Genomic DNA, 17106 nt, shown 5'->3' with positions numbered 1-17106 from the left:
AGGTCACACTTCAGCGCTGGTGGCAAGGCCCGAGGTGGTCCCCCATCGCGTTCACCGGCGCAACGTAGAGCAACGCGCAGCAGCGCCGCCGGGGGAGCGGCGGCGCTGCTGTCCGAGGGAGTCAGGACCGGCGGTTACGGGAGGGCGTGCACATGCGGGCCCACCGCGTTGGACCAGGCGTTGCCCGACTTGGCGTCCCAGTTCGTGGACCAGGTCATCGCGCCGCGCAGCGAGGGGTACGTCTTGGAGGGCTTGAAGGAGCCGCAGTTCGTACCCCTGGCGAGGCAGTCCAACGCGTTGTTCACGATCGTCGGGGAGACATAGCCGCTGCCTGCACCACTGGTCGACGCGGGCAGGCCGAGCCCGACCTGGGCCGGGGTGAGGCCGCCCTCCAGCTGGATGCAGGCGAGGGCGGTGAGGAAGTCCACCGAGCCCTGCGCGTACACCTTGCCGTCGCAACCGAGCATCGAACCGCTGTTGTAGTACTGCATATTGACGACGGTCAGGATGTCCTTGATGTTGAGCGCCGTCTTGAAGTACTCGTTAGACGTCGACTGCATGTCGATGGTCTGCGGCGCCATCGTGATGACGAGCTTGGAGCCGGCCTTCGACGAGAGCGAACGCAGTGCCTGTGACATGTACGTCGAGTTGAGGCCGTTCTCCAGGTCGATGTCGACGCCGTCGAAGCCGTACGTCTGCATCATCGAGTAGACGGAGTTGGCGAAGTTCGTCGCGGAGGCCGAGTCGTTGATCGTGACGGTGCCGTTCTGGCCGCCGATCGAGATGATCACGGACTTGCCGGCCGCCTGCTTGGCCTTGATGTCCGCCTTGAACTGGTCGACGGTGTAGCCGCCGAGCCCGGCGGAGTCGAGATTGAAGGTGACGCCGCCGGGCGTACCGGTCGCGTCGGCGAAGGAGACCGCGATGATGTCGTAGTTGGCCGGTACATCGCTGATCTTCTGGACGGTGGCCCCGTTGTTGAAGTTCTGCCAGTAGCCGGTCACCGCGTGCCTGGGCACCGATCCGCCGCCCCCGCCACCGCCGGTCGCCGAGGTGGTACCGGTCACCGCCGCGGACTTCGCGGACTCACCGGCCGCGTTGGTCGCGGTCACCTGGAACTGGTACGAGGTGGATGCGCTCAGCCCGGTCGCGGTCGCCGAAGCGCCGGTGACCGACTGCACCTTGGCGCCGTTCTGGTAGAGGTTGTAGCCCGTCGCGTTGGACACGGCGTTCCAGGACAGGGCCACGGAGGACGAGGTCACGGATCCGACCGCGAGGCCGCCCGGGGCGGCGGGCACGGTCGGCGAGGGGTCGCCGCCACCGCCCCCGTCGGGGCCGAAGACGGAGAGGTCGTCGGCGTAGTAGGCGGCCTGCCCGTACCAGCCGTGCGTGTAGACCGTCACGGAGGTCGTGCTGCCGCCGGTGGTGAAGGTGGTGGACAGCTGCTTCCAGCCGGCGGAGTCCGGTGTCCAGGTGGAGACGTCCGTCGTGCCGGTGCCGCTCGCGCCGAGGTAGGTGTAGCCGCCCTGGACCCAGGCGCTGAGGGTGTACGTCGAGTTGGGCTTCACCGTGACGGTCTGCGTGCACTTGGCGTTGTCCTGCCCCGCGGGCGTGGCCTTGAGCGCGGAGGCGCCGCCGTGCACGGGGGAGGAGGCGGTGACGCCACTGCCGCCCGAGCAGGTCCAGTTGGTGAGACCGGACTCGAAGCCGGCGTTCTTGGCGACATTGATGTCGGCGGCCTGCGCGGTCCCCGAGATGCCCACGAGGGTGAGTCCGGTTCCGACGGCGAGCGCCAGGGCGGCACCGAGCCATCTCCGTGAGCGTGTGGTGCGGTCCACTTGCTGCCTCCGGTGGGGGAGTTGGGGGTGTGGAGGGGGTTACGGAACGGTGGCCACCGTTGGGCGTACAAGTTGGTCCAGACCAATAGGGTTGTCAAGACCTCTGGCGATGATTCGTATACGGACGCGCACCACGCATCCGGCGGTGTGAGCAGGACGGCGGCGCTCAGGCCTCGTCCTGCAACCGGTCCCCGGCGTATCCCGCCACGCACCCCACCACCAGCACCGCGTTGGACAGCAGAAGCCCCTCCGCCGCCAACTCCTCCCACTGCACGGCCATATTGAGCAGCTGCGCCACGACCGGCACGGCGAAGGACGCCGTCAGATGGCGGGGCGTCGAGGCCCGGTACGGCTCGCGGTGGATCCGCGCCGCCGCCCATACCGCCGGCGCGACGCAGAGCGCGTTCGGCAGATGGATCAGCAGCAGCCGGCCGCCGAAGGTGTCCAGGCGCGGGCCCGTCGCCACATAGTCGTAAACGAGAGTTGCCTGGACGTACTCGGTGAGGACCAGGACGGCCGCTCCGGCCGCCCAGGCCCGTACGAGCGCCAGAATCGCCGCACCACGCCGCTGCGGCCGAACCCTCTGGTAGCCGTACCGTGTCATCGCGCCATGACCGTGATCGAGCCGATGATCTTCTTCAGATCCTCGTCCGCGAGCCGCCCATCGGCCGCGTCGATCCGCACGGCGTACGCCTTCTTCGCCGCGTCCAGCCCGGCGACGATCACGCCCTTGATCCGTGTCGCCCGCAGGCTGAACTCGAAGTCGACGCGCCGGGCTTCCGCCTCCCTGCCGTCCGGGCCCGTGACCTTGACGTCCCGCTGCCCATGAAGCTTCGAGCCGAGCGCGATGCCCGCCTCCGCGCCGATCGCGGCCTCCTCCGCCGTATCGGCTTCGGTGAAGTCCAACTGCACGGTGATCACACCGACCGCCCTGCCGCCCGCGGTGAGGGTGGCGGCGGCCGCGTTGTGCTTGCCGCGTTCCGCGCCGCCCTGCGGCGTGAAGGCGGGCGGATGGGCGACAGTGAGGGCCGTTGTCCGCAGCGTGCCCCAGCCCTCGGGGGCCCGGCCCGCCTTCTCCGTACCGCATCCGGCGGCCAGCAGGGCTGCGGCGCACAGCCACGCGGCGGCGGTCTTCCTCCGGCTACGCATCGCGGGTGCTCCCCCGGGGTTGGTCAGTCGGCGCAGTAGCTGTACGGCACATAGTGACGTCCGTTCCCCCGGGGTGCGCCCAGGAACTCCGCGGCATTGAGGGTCTCCTCCTTCTCCTCGATGGAGACCGAGAAGCCGAGGCTGAGCCCGAGATTCAGCTCGAAGCCGTACTCGGCCGCATCCGTCCGCCCTGTGTACGTCGTCTTGCCGGAGAGGCCCTCGTCGAAGAGCAGCTGCCCGAATCTGTCGTCGGAACCGGGCCGTTGCGTCGGGGCACGCGAGCTGAACATCAGGGTGAAGGGGGCGCCGTACTGCCCGCTCCCGTCCAGCCAGTCCTGTGCGATGGCCCGTCCGGCATCGCCCTCGGCCCCCGGGGTGAACGTCACGGAGTTGGTCACGACCTCGATCCCGGTGCTCTGATCGCTGCCCTTGACCCCTCCGCCGCCACCCCGCTTGTCCGTGCCCGACCTGCCGTTGTCGCCGCCGGCCTTGGCCCCGTCCTTGGTCCCGCCCTCCTCGGCGGTGCGGGTCATGTCGATACGCAGCAGCTTGCCGGTCTTCTTGTCGTGGGTGACGGTGACGGTGCCGGTCTGCGTGGTGGACGCGGACGACTCACCACTGAGCGGCCCGGCCTCGTACCCGGCCTTGGAGCCGTACTCGATCGACGCGCTGTACGTATACGACTTGGTCCCGTTGAACTCGTTGTCGGTCCAGGTCGCCTCGGGTGTGAACCTGAAGGACCCGCCCAGGGTCGCGCCGAGCCTCTTCTCGTCCCCGGCCGAAAGCCTCAGCCCACCGGCGGCACTGGCGTCGAGCGCGACCTTGCCGTAACTGATGTGACGGTTGCCCAGCTTCTCCTCGATGCGCTTGCGCAGCTTCTCCTCCTCGGCGAGGGGACCCTTGCCGAAGAAGTAGAGGATGCCGGTACCGAGCCCGCCGCCCTGGGAGTTGGCGTGCCGATTGGTGAGCTCGTACGTCTTGAGCGACTCGAGGTCCGCACGGAAGGCGGCGGCGTCCGTCTCACTGTCGAATACCCAGGTGTCGCCGTTGGTGACCTTGATCCCGGCGCCGAGCTCGACCTTGTCGGCGCCGAACTTCGCGACCTTGGCGCCGGGCTTCCAGTCCTTCCTGGCGGCGACGGACGCTGCGTCCGTGAAGGTCGTCATCACCAACTGATCGCGGTCGTCGACGGCGCCGTCGCCGTTGACGTCGGTGCCGGCCTTGAAGGTCTGCTGCTGGAAGCCGTACTCCTCGCCCCACTCGATGAAGAGGATCTTGGCTTTGGCGCCGGCTTTGTCGGTGATGGAGGAGATCTGGCAGAGAGGGGGCTCGTAGTCGGCGTCGGTCTTGGGTTCGGCTTCGGGCCTCCCCCCTGCGCCGCACGGCCCGGCGAAGCTGACCAGGCACAGGAGTTTCTCCGCCATCCGGGTGCCGACGCCGGTCACGCCGAGCGCGCCGGTGATCACCGCGACGACGAGCACCAGGCCCACATACTCCGTGGCGGTGGCGCCCCGGTCTCGTACCGGAGCCCTTCTCAGGTCCCGTCCCATCTCGACGTCCCCCTCGGTGGCCGTGCGGCCGCGTGCCTTTCGTTCGCGGATACGGAAGTGGAGCGTACGAACGACCGGTTGTGCCTGGCGTGGGTCCGTGGACCCAGGGCGGGGCCCAAAGTGGACCGGAGCACCGCCGAATTCACCCTGGTGTAACGAGAGTTAACTCCTGACCTGTTCGTCCGATATCGCCTGTGCGGAGCGTGTGCGGGTTGGGGCTCTGGGTTCTGAAAGGTGTTCTCTGCCTCCTAAGTCGTGGTTAAAGTGCTGCTGCAGGAGCACGGAGCAGTAGGGATCTGCGGGCGTCGGGTTTCCGGCGGCCGGAGCTGAACGGGGAACCAGCGTGCCGACCGCAATAGCTGTCACCAGCGCCGATCTGGTGCTGCCGCCCACCGACCACCAGACCCCCACAGCGGCTCTGTTGCCGGCGCCGGATGCCCAGCCCCTGGGTGCCGCGCTCGCCGACATGTCCGTCCTGCTGGAGCAGCACGGCTATGTGATCGCGCTCTATCCCGCGTCGATTCCGGTCGCGCACGAACGCCGGCTGCACACCGTCCGGTCGGTTCTGGAGAGCAATCGGATCGCGCTTCTCAAAGTCGATCTGCCGCCGCTCGGCATAGCGGTGCTCGTACGCCAGCTGCGCCAGTTATCCATCTGCGACTTCAGTGCGGGTGTCGTCGCCTCCGCCGCCCGCCTGCTCTCCCACTACATCTACGCGGGCGCCCTGCTCAGCTCGGTGACCAAACTCGACCGGGTGCCCGTGAGTCTGAAGTCGCATGCCAAGTCCTGGGTTCCGGGTTCCCAGTTCGGCGTACTCGCCAACCCCACTCCGCAGCTGATCAAGATCGGCTCCGGCCGGCTCGCCGGCCCCGACTTCGTCACCCAGCTCGTCGTGGCCAAGGGCCAGTTGCAGTCCGAGTGGGTCACCTCGACGCTGGCTCCCGAGTGGCAGGCGCAGAGTCTGCAGGAGACCGCGCTTCCGTCCGACTCACCGGGCTGGTGGGGCACGGGCAAGCTGATCGAGTTCGCTGCTTTCCTGCCTGATATCTCAGTGCTCTATCAGCTGGTTTCCTCCGTACGGCGAGAGGGGTGCACCTGGTGCGGAATTGAACTCATAGGTGACCGCTGCGGTTTCTGCTCGGCCACCCTCGCCGCGGCGGAGAACCAATCCCAGGATCCTGGTGTCCTGAAACATGGAACACCTACGTACCAGGGATCGTGAACTGCCTCCCCGGCAGTCCGTACCGACGGTGACGGCCTGTCGCAAGCGTGCACCCGATCACTCCGCTCGCTCTGTCCGCTCCGTCAGTCCCCATCTGCGAACGAGGTTGTCCTGACCATGAATTCACGCCAACGCCGCGGCGTCATACTTCTGCTCCTCTCGGTTCTGTGCGCTTTCGGTGCGTTCGCCGGCGTGCTTTCCGTGATCAGCGATGTGAATTCGAAGGTCGGTCCCGAGGTCGCCGCATACCGACTCAAGAGCGACGTGTCTCCCTATACGGTGTTGCAGGCGGGACAGTTCGAAAAGATCACCATGCCCAGGCGCTGGCTCTCGGACAGTGCGGTGACCGATATCTCCGTAATCGAAGGCAAGATCGCCGTCACTCGGCTCAAGAAGGGGTCGCTGCTCCAGGACGACATGATCGTCAAGCGGCCGGTACTCGCTGCTGGTGAGCAGGAGATCGCCATCATGATCGATGCGGCGACCGGCGTGGCGGGCAAGATCACCCCGGGAGACCTGGTCAATATCTTCGCGACCTTCGCCGGCAAGAAGGAGGGTGACGCGGACCAGTCCCGCATCATCGTCCCCAACGCCAAGGTCATCGACGTCGGCCGGCTCACCCCGCTGGAGCCCAAGGACGACAACAGGAGGAGCGGTCCCAGGGAAGCCGTGCCGATCACCTTCGCCCTCAACACCACCGACGCGCAGCGCGTCGCCTATGCCGAGTCCTTCGCCGAGCATGTGCGGCTCGCCCTTCTCGCCAAGGGCAGCCCCGCCACGTTGCGCCCGGGCGACAGCACCTACACCCTCGACGAAGACAAGAACAGGTGAGGGCTGTATGACGACACGCATCCTCCCGGCCGTCGGTGAAGCCGATGCCGCCCGGTCCATCACCACTCTGCTCAGCCAGCTCCCGGACGCGGAGCCGGCCTCGCCGGTGAGCGACTCGACCTCGCTGCTCGACATGCTGGCCCGGTTGGCGGCCGAGTCGCTCGACGAACTGCCCGAGGTCGTCCTGGTGCATGAGCGGATCGGGCCGGTTCCCGCTCTTGAACTGATCCGGGAGGTGGCCCTGCGCTTTCCGGCGGTCGGGGTCGTTCTGGTGACCGCCGACGCGAGTCCCGGTCTCTACTCGGCGGCCATGGACTCGGGCGCGCGAGGACTGGTCGGGCTGCCGCTCTCGTACGAGGAACTGGTGCAGCGGGTCCAGGCCGCGGCCGGCTGGTCCGTCGGCGTCCGGCGACACCTGGGACACAGCGGCGATGTCTTCACCGGCCCCGGCGGAACGGTCGTCACCGTCAGCGGGGCCAAGGGCGGCGTCGGCACCACCCTGACGGCAGTCCAACTGGCCCTGGCGGCCCAGGCGTCGGGAAGGACTGTCGCACTCGCCGACCTGGACCTCCAGGCCGGGGACGTCGCCTCATATCTGGATGTGCAGTTCCGCCGGTCGATCGTCGACCTGGCCGGCATCCAGGACATCTCACCCCGTGTGCTCCAGGACGCGCTCTTCGCCCACCAGACGGGGATCGGGCTGCTGCTCGCGCCGAGTGAGGGCGAGCGCGGCGAGGAGGTCAGTGACCGGGCGGTCCGCCAGATCGTCAGCGCCCTGCGCAACCGCCACGAGGTCGTTGTCATCGACTGCGGCACACAGATGAACGGCGCCAATGCCGCCGCCATCGAAATGGCCGACATCACGCTGCTGGTGACCACGCCGGACGTGGTCGCCGTACGGGCGGCCAAACGCATGGTCCGTATGTGGGACCGGCTCCAGATCCGCAAGGCGGAGGAGACGGTCACGGTGGTCAACCGCTACACCCGCGGTACAGAGATCCAGCCGCCGCTGATCGAGAAGATCACCAGCACCCGGGTCTCGCGGGTGGTCGTGCCCGCCAACTTCAAGGAACTTCAGCCGGTGGTCGACGCCGGCCGGATGCAGGACCTGGAATCCAAGTCCACTGTGAAGCAGGCGCTGTGGGGCCTGGCGGGAGAGCTGGGACTCGTACGAGTGCCGGAAGGGGCGGACAAGCAGGGCAGGTTACGCGGGGACCGGGGCTCGATCGGTGTCCTGCGGGCACGGCCGAGGCGACAGGACTGAGGGGACGCGTTGAGCCATGAGATCTCCAGGGACACCCAGCCGCATATCCGTACGGCTGCGCGACGACCGGGGCCAGGCCGCCATCGAGTTCACCGGCATGGTTCCGATCGTCCTGGCCACGATGGTCCTGCTGTGGCAGGCCGCACTCGTGGGATACACCTTCTCGCTCGCGGGTAACGCGGCGGACGAGGCCGCACGGGCCGGGGCCGTCGCGCGAGCCGACCAGAGCGCGGCTTGCCGACGAGCGGGCCGTGAGCACCTTCCGGAGGCATGGCGCGGAGCGGCCGGGTTCGATTGTCAACCCTCCGGCGGCGACCTCTTCACGGCCAAGGTCTCGCTCCGGGTGCCGGTGCTCTTCCCGGGCAGCGTGAACCTCCCCTTCACCGTCGACGGCAGCGCCTCCGCGGTGAACGAGGCTGTGCGATGACGCGCCCGGCGCGCGACGACCGGGGCCAGGCGGCCGTCGAGTACGCGGGTGTGCTCGCCCTGCTGCTCTTCGTGGCACTCGCGGCCATCCAGCTCGGACTGGTGGCCTACACAGCTCAGCAGGCGGGTACGGCGTCGCGGGCCGCCGCACGGGTGGCCTCGCAGGAAGGCGGGGCCGACCGCTATGTGGAATCCGGCAAAGCGGCGATGAGCGACTGGCTCGCGGACGAGGCGGTCATCTCCGAAGCACCCGGCGGCAGTTTCGACGAGGTCAAGGTGACGGTCAGGGTCAAGGTCCCGGCTCTGCTTCCCGTCTTCGACTTCGGCGACGCGACGAGATCCACCACGATGCGCTGCGACTGACCCGTCATCCGCCCCCGTACCGCCAGGAACGCACCGAGCACCGACACCGAGCACCGACACCGAGCACCCGACAGCACCGCACCAGCAGCACCTGGGAGTTGAGGACATGAGCCTGCGGGCGCGCATCAGCAGTCCCGAGCCGGTCAATGGCCACAGCGAGGAGAACCGCCTCGTCGGGATCTACCGCGCCAAGCTTCTCGAGGAGATCGACCTCGCCGAGATGTCGGCACTGGCGGCCGCCGAGCGCCGCGCACGTCTCGAACGAGTGCTGGGCCACATCATCAGCCGCGAGGGCCCCGTCCTCTCCACCGTCGAGCGTTCGCAGTTGATCCGCAGGGTCGTCGACGAGGCACTCGGTCTCGGCATCCTGGAGCCACTGCTCGAAGACGCCTCCATCAGCGAAATCATGGTCAACGGCCCTGAACAGGTCTTCGTCGAGCGCGGGGGACGCCTGGAGATGCTCCCTCTGCGATTCTCGTCCAACGAGCAGCTCATGCAGACCATCGAGCGCATCGTCTCCACCGTCAACCGACGCGTGGACGAGGCGAACCCGATGGTCGACGCCCGTCTCCCCTCGGGTGAGCGTGTCAATGTCATCATCCCACCGCTCTCTCTGAGCGGCCCCATCCTCACCATCCGGCGCTTCCCCCGCGCCTTCACCCTGCAGGAGCTGATCGCCGTCGGCTCGCTGGACGAGCAGATGACGCTGCTGCTGGCCGGCCTTGTCCGCGCCAAGTTCAATGTGATCGTCTCCGGGGCCACCGGCACGGGCAAGACCACCCTGCTCAACTCCCTCTCCGGGCTCATTCCGGAGGGCGAGCGCATCGTCACCATCGAGGACTCCGCCGAGCTTCAGCTCCAGCAGTCCCATGTCATCACCCTGGAGAGCCGCCCGCCCAACGTCGAGGGCAAGGGCCGGGTCACCATCCGCGATCTTGTGCGCAACTCCCTGCGTATGCGGCCCGACCGCATCATCGTCGGCGAGGTCCGTGGCGGCGAGACGCTCGACATGCTCCAGGCGATGTCGACAGGTCACGACGGCTCACTCGCCACAGTGCATGCCAACAGCGCCGAGGACGCGCTGATGCGACTGCAGACCCTGGCCTCCATGTCGGAGGTCGAGATCCCGTTCGCGGCGATCAAGGACCAGATCAACAGCGCCGTCGACGTCATCGTCCAGCTGACCCGGCACGCCGACGGCTCCCGACGGATCACCGAGATCGCCGTCGTCGACTCCTACGGTCGGGAGGAGTACCGGATCGTCTCGGTCTGCCGCTTCAATTCCCGGCCCATGTCCGCCGACGGACTGATCCACGGAGAGTTCGCGTACTACCCCGTGCCCCGCCGCGTCGCCGAACGCCTCTATATGAAGAGCGAGCCCCTGCCCCCGGCCTTCGGCATCGCCCAGTCGGAGACCCAGCTCGCTCTGCGCAGAACGGCAGTCTGACCAGATCCGGCACCAGCCCCGTACCGTCCGCCGCCCACCGAGAAGGTCTCGCCCGATATGGATAATCTCCCGCTTCTGACGATCGGAGTCACACTTTTCGCCTGTGTGCTCTCCGTCGTCGGCGTGCACACCTACACCGCGGGCAGGGCACAGCGACAGGCACTCGTCGAGCGCATGTCCCAGACGGGCCAGATCGCGATCGAAGGCGGCAGGCGTCGCCGCTTCAGCGGCCTGGACCGGCGACTGCGGAGAACGAAGCTCGGCAAACGAATCGAGCGCAGGATCACGGCGACCGGCCTCGACCTGACGAGCGGCGAGTACTTCGTCTATGTCGTCGCGGCCCTGCTCGCCGTGTACTTCATCGTCGGCGCGATCTTCGCGCCCTTCTTCGGAGTGCTGGCCGCCTTCGCGAGCCTCTGGGGCGCCAACGCGTTTCTCAACTGGCAGCGCGTCAAACGTACCGAGGCCTTCATCAATCAGCTCCCCGAGTTCACCCGGGTCCTCGCCAACGCCACCCAGGCGGGCCTCGCGATGCGCACGGCTCTCGCCATGGCGGCCGAGGAACTCGACGATCCGGCCGGTCAGGAGCTGAGCAAGGTCGCCGACCAGCTGGCCGTCGGCCACAGCCTGGACGACGCCCTCGGCGAGCTCGCCGACCGGCTGCCGTCCCGCGAGCTCATCGTCCTGGTCACCACGCTCATCCTCTCCAACCGGGCGGGTGGACACGTCGTCACCTCCCTGCGGAACCTGACCGAGACGCTGGAGGAGCGCAAGGAGACCCGTAGGGAGGTCAGCACGATGCTCTCCCAGATCAAGGTCACCGCCCTGGCCGTGCCGCTGCTTGGTCTCGGCTTCCTGCTGATGATCAACGCGATGACGCCGGGAGCGCTCGACAAGATGACCGGCTCGGTGCTGGGTCAGTTCGCCACCCTCATCGCCTTCGGTCTGTACGCCCTCGGCGCGTTCCTGATTCGCCGTATGTCCCGGATCCAGGTCTGAGGGGGAGGAGAGACACCATGGGACTTCTGCTCGCTGCGCTTCTCGGGCTCGCCGTGTACGGCATCTTCCACGGCATCCGCCTGTACCGTGCCGACGCCAAGCTTCCCCGCGATCTCGCGGTCGCCCTGGAGGTCGGCTCCACCCGCACCAGCGCGATGGGCTCCGGAATCGATCGGCTCGGTATGCGGTACGCCCCTTCCGTGCTCCGGATGATGGGACCCAAACGCGTCGACACACTGCGGCGACGCCTCGACATGGCCGGCAACCCCGGCGGAATGACCGTCGACCGCTATGCCGCGCGCCGGGCGGTCTACGGTTCCCTGGGGGTGATGGCGGCATTCGCGATGCTCCTGCGGGGGCAGCCGGTGATCGGCATCCTCGCCCTGCTGTACGGGCTGCTGTGGACCGACGTCATCATCAGGTCGGCCGTCCGCAAGCGCCGGTCGGACATCGAGCGCACCCTCCCCGACTTCCTCGACGTCCTCGCCGTCGTCGTCTCCGCGGGTCTCGGCTTCCGCCAGGCTCTGGAGCGCGTCTCCGAGAAGTACGAGGGACCCTGGTCCGACGAACTGCGCATCACGCTGCGGCAGATGGACATGGGTGTCAGCCGGCGTGAGGCCTTTGACCAGCTGCGCAAGCGCAACGACTCCGAACAGGTGTCGATGTTCGTCACAGCCCTCCAGCAGGGCGAGGAACTCGGCGCGCCCATCGTCGACACCCTGATTCAGATCGCCACGGACATGCGGCGCACCGATGCCCAGAACGCGCGGCGCAATGCCGCCAAGGCGGTGCCGAAATCGACGCTCGTGGTCACCATGGTGATGCTCCCCGCAACCATGATTCTGATCGTCATGAGCTTCTACTACGGCTCCGGAGTGGATTTCGGAGCCGTACTGGGCGGATGACCGCCACCGCCGCAGCATTCCGCCGGACGCCGACGACGCCGCAGACACCGAACGGGAGGTGACCCCCATGGCCACGAGAACAGCAGCCCTCAGCGGCGGCAACGCCGGCGAGCTGACACACGACGTGGCGGGCGCCGGACCGGCCCGAATGCCGTCGCTGCCCATCCAGGTCAACGCCCTTCAGGCGCTGTGCCGTCAGGTCTTCGGATTCCGGCTTGCGATGATCGCCCTGGCCGCGCCCTTCGCGCTGGCCGGCACCAGACAGGGGCCCGCCAGCTGGCTGGTGGGGGCGGCGGTCCTGGTCACCTTCATGACCTCGTACGTCCTCCTGCGCGACTGGGAGCGCTTCGGGCCCGTCCTGCTGCGCCATCCCTGGCTGCTGGGCGCCGACATGGCTTTCGGCGCTCTGTTGCTGGTCACGGCCTCGCCGGATTCGACTCTCGCCTACGTCACCATGTGCACTCCGCTGCTCGCGGGACTGATCTACGGCTGGCGGGGCGCCGCGGTCTTCGCTGTGCTCCAGTCGCTCATCATCGGCGGCGCCTACGCGGTCAACCTTGAGGTCAGGGCGGGATTCAACGCCCTCCTCCTGCCCGGGCTGTGCATCCTGGCCGGAGCAATCGGCAGCACGCTGCGCAACCTGATGCTGGGATTCGGGGCGGCCAGTCAGGCCCTTACCGAGGCACGCGCCCGGCTGGCGGTGAGCGGAGCCGTCGAGGAGGAACGGGCCAGGCTCGCCCGCGAGATGCACGACTCGGTGGCCAAGACGCTGCACGGTCTGGCCCTGGCAGCGGACGGACTCGCCAGCACCGCCGACCGGATGGACCCGCTCACCGTCAAGCACCAGGCCGAGCTGGTGGCCCGCTCGGCGCGCCGCGCCGCCGCGGAGTCGCGGGAACTCCTCTCGGACCTGCGGCGGGAGTCCGGTCTGGACGGCGGCGTCGACGTACTCGCCGAACTGGGCGCCCGCACCGAGGACTTCGCCCGCCGCCACGGCGTGCGGACCACTTTTCGCAGGCTCGGGGACGGAACGGCGCCGCCCGTGCCCCACGCCGTTGCCCGCCAGGCGCTCACGATCGCCGCCGAGGCGATGGAGAACGCCCACCGCCATGCCCGGCCCAGCTACCTGGACGTGTCGGCCGGTGTTGTCGGGGACGTACTGCGGATCAGCGTGTACGACGACGGGCGGGGACTTCCCCCCGGCACCTCGCTCGACGGACTCAGGCAGGCCGGCCACTTCGGTCTGGTGGGCATGGTCGAGCGGGCAGCCTCCATCGGCGCACGCATCCGGATCGGCAAGGGGCGTGCGGCGAGAGGCACCGAAGTGCGGCTGGAACTGCCGGTCGTCGCCCTGAACCTCGCGCCGGGGATCCCCGCCCAGCCGAGGCAGCACCGTGCTCCACTGCTCAACTGACGGCTCACCGCTCACCACTCAAACTCGACAACCCACCGTCCCCATCCATCGAGAGGAGGCTGCAGTCATGCCGGACGACATCTCCCGCAGCTCGGGGCAGAACTGGACCCAGCAGTCCCATGTCTCGCAGCACACGTCCTCGCACGCCACCCCGCTCAGCTCCGACCACACCACGGGCAACCCGCTCGCTTCCGCGCCGCCCGTGACAACCGGCGAATTCCCCGCCCTCCCGGACCCGGCCGCGCTGCCGACCGCCCCGCCCCTGAGGGTTGTCGTCGCCGACGACAACCCCGTCGTACGCGCAGGCCTGACCGTGCTGCTGCAGGGGCGTGACGACCTCGAAGTCGTCGCGGAAGCCGCCGACGGACGCCAGGCCTACGAGGCGGCCGTCCAACACCGCCCTGACGTAGTACTGCTGGACGTCCGGATGCCGGGCGTCGACGGCCTCTCGGCCCTGCCGCACCTGGTGCGCCTGGCTCCTGTGCTGATGATGACGTACAGCAGGGAGAGCGCGATCGTGCATGAAGCGCTGCGGCTGGGCGCGGGCGGCTACCTCGTACACGGCGAGTTCACCGCCGACCAACTGGTCGCCGCGGTGAAGGACATCAAGCAGGGCCGGGCGCACTTCACGCACTCCGCCTCCAGCGCACTGCTGGCCAGTGTCCGTGGGGACGCGGCGGAAGGACGGGAGGGACAGCCGCTGCCCGAGGGGCTGGGTGCGGCTTTCAGCGGGTCCGGGTATCCGCTCGTCCCTCGGGAATCGTCTGCGACCGCATACGCGACACCGGGGCAGGATGCCCGGCATCATCCGACGAGTCAGTCGGGACAGGGCTTTCAGGCCGGTCCGAGCCAGCAGGAATTTGCTCAACAGTCTTCGCTTACGCAAGCGAATGTGGCACATTCTTCTTCAGGCTCCGATGTAGTCGGAGGGCTGCGAGGAGTGATCACCGAGTTGAGCCAGCGGGAGGTCGAGGTGATGGAGCTGATTGCGTCCGGCATGACCAACCAGCAGATCGCCGACTCCTGCTTCATCAGTCAGAAGACGGTCAAGAACCACATCAACCGCATCTTTGCCAAGTTGAATGCGGGTAGCAGGGGCGAGGCCATCGCCATCTGGCACGGCATGGCGCAAGGGGGGTCGTTACGGCATGGCTGAGCGTTCTGTTGCCCGGGGTGTCCGCGCCGTGCGGACCGGAGGGGCCCAATCCCCGGATTGGGCCCGGAGTTGGGCCCTGAGGCCCATGTCGAAAGATGTGGACCCGGCGTACGTTTCTGACGTCGCCGGCCCGACCGGCCAGGAGGAAGCCGGTAGGGCGGGCGGCACAAAGGACTCGTACGAGCCGGCCGGTTATCGGGCGGCCGGCACCGGAGGGGAAAACCATGTCGAACGTGACGCTGAAGACCATGGTCAACGCCCGTGTTTACGTCGCCGGTTGGATGGCGGCGATCACGGTTGCGATGAAGGACCGCAGGGACAAGGGGCAGGGCGCCGTCGAGTACGTGGGCGTGATCGTTCTGGTCGCCCTGATCATCGCGGCCATCGTGGGTTCCGGTGTGGCCAACGACATCGCGACGGGTCTCAAGAACAAGGTCGGCGAGATTCTGGGCAACGGCGGTGGCGGTGGGGGCGGCGGTGGCCAGTAACCACAGCAGGCAATAGCAGGTTTCGTGAGGCAGGGCAGGCCGCTCCCATCTACATCACGATGGTGGCGGGCCTGCTCTTTCTCGCGCTCGCGTTCTTTGCGGTAGGACAGGCAGGAGCCACGCGCAATGGCGCCCAGTCCGGCGCCGACGCGGCCGCGCTCGCCGCGGCCCAGGAATCCCGTGACCACTTCCGGGGCTTCCTGCAGGGAAATCTTCTCGACCTCGATCTTCTGCGTGACCTCTTCAACGGCGACAGGATCGGGACTTACGACGGCTGCGGAACGGCCGGGCGCCTAGCTCTCGGGAACGGAACGGAGCTGAAGAACTGCGACTGGGAGAAGGGCGGCCGCTGGGGCTTCACCGTCCGAGTCGTCTCGCAGAAGCCGGTCGGTGACACGATCCTGCCCGGCACCGAGGGCGACTACGCATGGGCCGTGGCCACCGCCGTCGTCGAACCCCTGTGCACCTTCAAACCCCGGGAGGACGAGGGGAAACCGGGTAACGGCGACGGCCACGAAGACGAGCCGGACAAGGGCAAAACATCCTCCCCGGGACGGCTCGTCTGCGACGGCGACGACTGGGACATCGATCCCGAGAATCCGGATCAGCTTCCGGTCCTGTCCCATCTCTTCTCTGTCCGGCTGGCCGAGGACTGACCGCGAGCGAACGCAAAGGAACACCAGTGATGAGTATTCGGCATGGAGCGATGACCCGCAGGGCAGCGGCAGCTGCCCTTGCGGCGGTGGCGCTGACCGTCTCGCTGACCGCCTGCGGCGGCGACGAAAAGGGGTCGGACGGGACGGAAGGCGGGAAGTCCACCTCCGCCCCACCGGGCAAGGAGGAGACCAAGCCCAGTGATGGCAATACCGTGCCGGACACCACCAAGACCCTGGCGACCATCAACGGCAGCAACGGATTCCAGATCGTCATCCACAGCGCCGCCCGCGACGACGGGGGCTTCCTGACGGTCTCGGGCGTGGTCAAGAACACCAGCAGCAAGCGTCAGTTCCCTCCGCTCCAGTGGAACGGCGAAGAGAGCCAGGTCAAGCGGACCGGCCCGTCCTTCGCCGGGATGACCTTGGTGGACAAGGTGGGGAAGAAGCGCTACTACGTGCTGCGCGACACCGATGGATTCCCGCTGACCACGACAGGGCTCAGTGGCGTTGATGCAGGGCGCAGCGTCGACTTCTTCGCCCAGTTCCCGGCGCCTCCGAACGCCACGAACAAGGTGGATATGCAGCTTCCGCTGATGCCCTCCGCCACGATTGAGATCTCCTGATGCGGGCCACGGCGCCTCACAGGCTCAAGGCCCATGTGCGTCCAGCAGCGACCTCACTCGCCGCGGCGGTCCTGCTCGTCGGCTGCCAGCTCGCCACGGCGAACGGCGCGTCGGCCGACGACGATCCGAGCATCCCGCCGGGCAGCGAATCGACGTACACACCGCCGAAGATCGACAGCGACAATCCCGGCCTGAAGATGCGCGACGGCGCGACCCTCGCCGATTCGCGGGTGCTGGACATCGTTTCGATCGTCGAGTCCGAGGGCGGTGAGGAGCGCCGCGAGGAGACCAACTCGAACCTGAAGTTCGCCCTGCAGGCCGAAGTTCTCTTCAGCAAGGACAGCGCGAACCTCTCTCCCCAGGCGAACGGCCGGATCGCCGCAATCGTCGCGGAGATCAAGAAGCACAACGCCAAGAGGATCCGGGTCTTCGGATTCACGGACAACCTCGGCACCTACGAACACGGCCAGGTCCTTTCCAAGAAGCGCGCCGGCGCCGTTCACGGTGTGCTCGCGCAGCAGCTGGCCGACGCCGGGATCACCTACGAGGTCCGCGGCTACAGCGAGGACTACCCGATCGCCGACAACGCCACGGAGGAGGGCCGTACGAAGAACCGCAGGGTCGAGGTCTCTTTCCCAACGGGTGGAAGCAGCTGAGATCCCTCCGGTCATACGTGGTACAGCCGGCCCCCAGTGCGCTGTGGGCCGGGTCGCGGCCGAGTGGGCCGGAGGAATGCGGAGCGGTGCGCAAAGCCGGTGAGGTCGGCCCAGCGGGC

Annotated in this window: 17 protein-coding genes and 1 pseudogene; 14 read left to right on the top strand and 4 right to left on the bottom strand. The window is 67.9% G+C overall.

Annotation, left to right across the window (positions count from 1 at the left end):
* Nucleotides 1–134 precede the first annotated feature (134 nt).
* The 4 genes from ACWDZ6_RS11080 to ACWDZ6_RS11065 all read right to left on the bottom strand — a co-directional run bounded on the left by ACWDZ6_RS11080 (nucleotide 135) and on the right by ACWDZ6_RS11065 (nucleotide 4537).
* Nucleotides 135–1838: a chitinase gene (locus ACWDZ6_RS11080; protein ID WP_451502621.1), complete on the bottom strand. Its 1704-nt coding sequence runs from the start codon at nucleotides 1836–1838 to the stop codon at nucleotides 135–137.
* Nucleotides 1839–2004: 166 nt separating this feature from the next.
* Nucleotides 2005–2442: a hypothetical protein gene (locus ACWDZ6_RS11075; protein ID WP_451502620.1), complete on the bottom strand. Its 438-nt coding sequence runs from the start codon at nucleotides 2440–2442 to the stop codon at nucleotides 2005–2007.
* Entirely contained in the window at nucleotides 2439–2987 is a 549-nt protein-coding gene (locus ACWDZ6_RS11070; protein WP_451502619.1) for a hypothetical protein, read from the bottom strand. Before ACWDZ6_RS11070 ends, ACWDZ6_RS11075 begins: the two co-directional genes overlap by 4 nt.
* 23 nt (nucleotides 2988–3010) lie before the next feature.
* Entirely contained in the window at nucleotides 3011–4537 is a 1527-nt protein-coding gene (locus tag ACWDZ6_RS11065; RefSeq protein WP_451502618.1) for a hypothetical protein, read from the bottom strand.
* Between the two features lie 343 nt (nucleotides 4538–4880).
* Here ACWDZ6_RS11065 and ACWDZ6_RS11060 point away from each other — a divergent pair, with 343 nt between their 5' ends.
* The 14 genes and pseudogenes from ACWDZ6_RS11060 (at nucleotide 4881) to ACWDZ6_RS10995 (ending at nucleotide 16987) form a co-directional block, all read left to right on the top strand.
* Entirely contained in the window at nucleotides 4881–5759 is an 879-nt protein-coding gene (locus ACWDZ6_RS11060) for a hypothetical protein (RefSeq protein WP_451502617.1), read from the top strand.
* A 117-nt stretch (nucleotides 5760–5876) separates the two neighbouring features.
* On the top strand, nucleotides 5877–6590 hold the full coding sequence (gene cpaB, locus ACWDZ6_RS11055; protein ID WP_451502616.1) for a Flp pilus assembly protein CpaB: 714 nt from the start codon (nucleotides 5877–5879) through the stop codon (nucleotides 6588–6590).
* A gap of 7 nt (nucleotides 6591–6597) precedes the next feature.
* Nucleotides 6598–7854, top strand: a complete 1257-nt coding sequence (locus tag ACWDZ6_RS11050) for an AAA family ATPase (RefSeq protein ID WP_451502615.1) — start codon at nucleotides 6598–6600, stop codon at nucleotides 7852–7854.
* A 16-nt stretch (nucleotides 7855–7870) separates the two neighbouring features.
* Complete coding sequence (locus ACWDZ6_RS11045; RefSeq protein WP_451502614.1) at nucleotides 7871–8281, top strand: TadE/TadG family type IV pilus assembly protein; 411 nt, start codon at nucleotides 7871–7873, stop codon at nucleotides 8279–8281.
* Nucleotides 8278–8643: a TadE/TadG family type IV pilus assembly protein gene (locus ACWDZ6_RS11040; RefSeq protein WP_451502613.1), complete on the top strand. Its 366-nt coding sequence runs from the start codon at nucleotides 8278–8280 to the stop codon at nucleotides 8641–8643. Before ACWDZ6_RS11045 ends, ACWDZ6_RS11040 begins: the two co-directional genes overlap by 4 nt.
* Before the next feature lie 106 nt (nucleotides 8644–8749).
* On the top strand, nucleotides 8750–10090 hold the full coding sequence (locus ACWDZ6_RS11035) for a CpaF family protein (protein WP_451502612.1): 1341 nt from the start codon (nucleotides 8750–8752) through the stop codon (nucleotides 10088–10090).
* A 57-nt stretch (nucleotides 10091–10147) separates the two neighbouring features.
* Complete coding sequence (locus ACWDZ6_RS11030; protein ID WP_451502611.1) at nucleotides 10148–11089, top strand: type II secretion system F family protein; 942 nt, start codon at nucleotides 10148–10150, stop codon at nucleotides 11087–11089.
* A gap of 17 nt (nucleotides 11090–11106) precedes the next feature.
* Nucleotides 11107–11994 (top strand): DUF5936 domain-containing protein, encoded by an 888-nt coding sequence (locus ACWDZ6_RS11025; RefSeq protein ID WP_451502610.1) that lies wholly within the window; start codon nucleotides 11107–11109, stop codon nucleotides 11992–11994.
* A gap of 67 nt (nucleotides 11995–12061) precedes the next feature.
* The gene (locus ACWDZ6_RS11020) at nucleotides 12062–13408 is read left to right on the top strand and encodes a sensor histidine kinase (protein WP_451502609.1); all 1347 of its coding nucleotides are present in this window, start codon (nucleotides 12062–12064) and stop codon (nucleotides 13406–13408) included.
* 67 nt (nucleotides 13409–13475) lie between these two features.
* A complete protein-coding gene (locus tag ACWDZ6_RS11015) occupies nucleotides 13476–14564 on the top strand; it encodes a response regulator transcription factor (protein WP_451502608.1) in 1089 nt (362 codons plus the stop codon).
* A 224-nt stretch (nucleotides 14565–14788) separates the two neighbouring features.
* The gene (locus ACWDZ6_RS11010; protein WP_451502607.1) at nucleotides 14789–15052 is read left to right on the top strand and encodes a hypothetical protein; all 264 of its coding nucleotides are present in this window, start codon (nucleotides 14789–14791) and stop codon (nucleotides 15050–15052) included.
* A 44-nt stretch (nucleotides 15053–15096) separates the two neighbouring features.
* A pseudogene (locus tag ACWDZ6_RS11005) lies at nucleotides 15097–15708 on the top strand (pilus assembly protein TadG-related protein); the annotation flags it as partial.
* A 29-nt stretch (nucleotides 15709–15737) separates the two neighbouring features.
* On the top strand, nucleotides 15738–16331 hold the full coding sequence (locus tag ACWDZ6_RS11000; RefSeq protein WP_451502606.1) for a hypothetical protein: 594 nt from the start codon (nucleotides 15738–15740) through the stop codon (nucleotides 16329–16331).
* Nucleotides 16331–16987, top strand: a complete 657-nt coding sequence (locus ACWDZ6_RS10995; protein ID WP_451502605.1) for an OmpA family protein — start codon at nucleotides 16331–16333, stop codon at nucleotides 16985–16987. Before ACWDZ6_RS11000 ends, ACWDZ6_RS10995 begins: the two co-directional genes overlap by 1 nt.
* The last annotated feature ends 119 nt before the right edge of the window (nucleotides 16988–17106 follow it).

It is taken from the genome of Streptomyces sp. NPDC002926, assembly GCF_053591755.1.
This window is presented reverse-complemented; position numbering and strand designations above follow the sequence as displayed.

Excerpts from the sequence above, each read along its gene's own strand:
- ACWDZ6_RS11075 (WP_451502620.1), bottom strand. The coding sequence starts at position 2,442 with ATGACACGGTACGGCTACCAGAGGGTTCGGCCGCAGCGGCGTGGTGCG.
- ACWDZ6_RS11070 (WP_451502619.1), bottom strand. The coding sequence starts at position 2,987 with ATGCGTAGCCGGAGGAAGACCGCCGCCGCGTGGCTGTGCGCCGCAGCC.
- ACWDZ6_RS11065 (WP_451502618.1), bottom strand. The coding sequence starts at position 4,537 with ATGGGACGGGACCTGAGAAGGGCTCCGGTACGAGACCGGGGCGCCACC.
- cpaB (WP_451502616.1), top strand. The coding sequence starts at position 5,877 with ATGAATTCACGCCAACGCCGCGGCGTCATACTTCTGCTCCTCTCGGTT.
- ACWDZ6_RS11050 (WP_451502615.1), top strand. The coding sequence starts at position 6,598 with ATGACGACACGCATCCTCCCGGCCGTCGGTGAAGCCGATGCCGCCCGG.
- ACWDZ6_RS11045 (WP_451502614.1), top strand. The coding sequence starts at position 7,871 with ATGAGATCTCCAGGGACACCCAGCCGCATATCCGTACGGCTGCGCGAC.
- ACWDZ6_RS11040 (WP_451502613.1), top strand. The coding sequence starts at position 8,278 with ATGACGCGCCCGGCGCGCGACGACCGGGGCCAGGCGGCCGTCGAGTAC.
- ACWDZ6_RS11035 (WP_451502612.1), top strand. The coding sequence starts at position 8,750 with ATGAGCCTGCGGGCGCGCATCAGCAGTCCCGAGCCGGTCAATGGCCAC.
- ACWDZ6_RS11030 (WP_451502611.1), top strand. The coding sequence starts at position 10,148 with ATGGATAATCTCCCGCTTCTGACGATCGGAGTCACACTTTTCGCCTGT.
- ACWDZ6_RS11025 (WP_451502610.1), top strand. The coding sequence starts at position 11,107 with ATGGGACTTCTGCTCGCTGCGCTTCTCGGGCTCGCCGTGTACGGCATC.
- ACWDZ6_RS11020 (WP_451502609.1), top strand. The coding sequence starts at position 12,062 with ATGGCCACGAGAACAGCAGCCCTCAGCGGCGGCAACGCCGGCGAGCTG.
- ACWDZ6_RS11015 (WP_451502608.1), top strand. The coding sequence starts at position 13,476 with ATGCCGGACGACATCTCCCGCAGCTCGGGGCAGAACTGGACCCAGCAG.
- ACWDZ6_RS11010 (WP_451502607.1), top strand. The coding sequence starts at position 14,789 with ATGTCGAACGTGACGCTGAAGACCATGGTCAACGCCCGTGTTTACGTC.
- ACWDZ6_RS11000 (WP_451502606.1), top strand. The coding sequence starts at position 15,738 with ATGAGTATTCGGCATGGAGCGATGACCCGCAGGGCAGCGGCAGCTGCC.
- ACWDZ6_RS10995 (WP_451502605.1), top strand. The coding sequence starts at position 16,331 with ATGCGGGCCACGGCGCCTCACAGGCTCAAGGCCCATGTGCGTCCAGCA.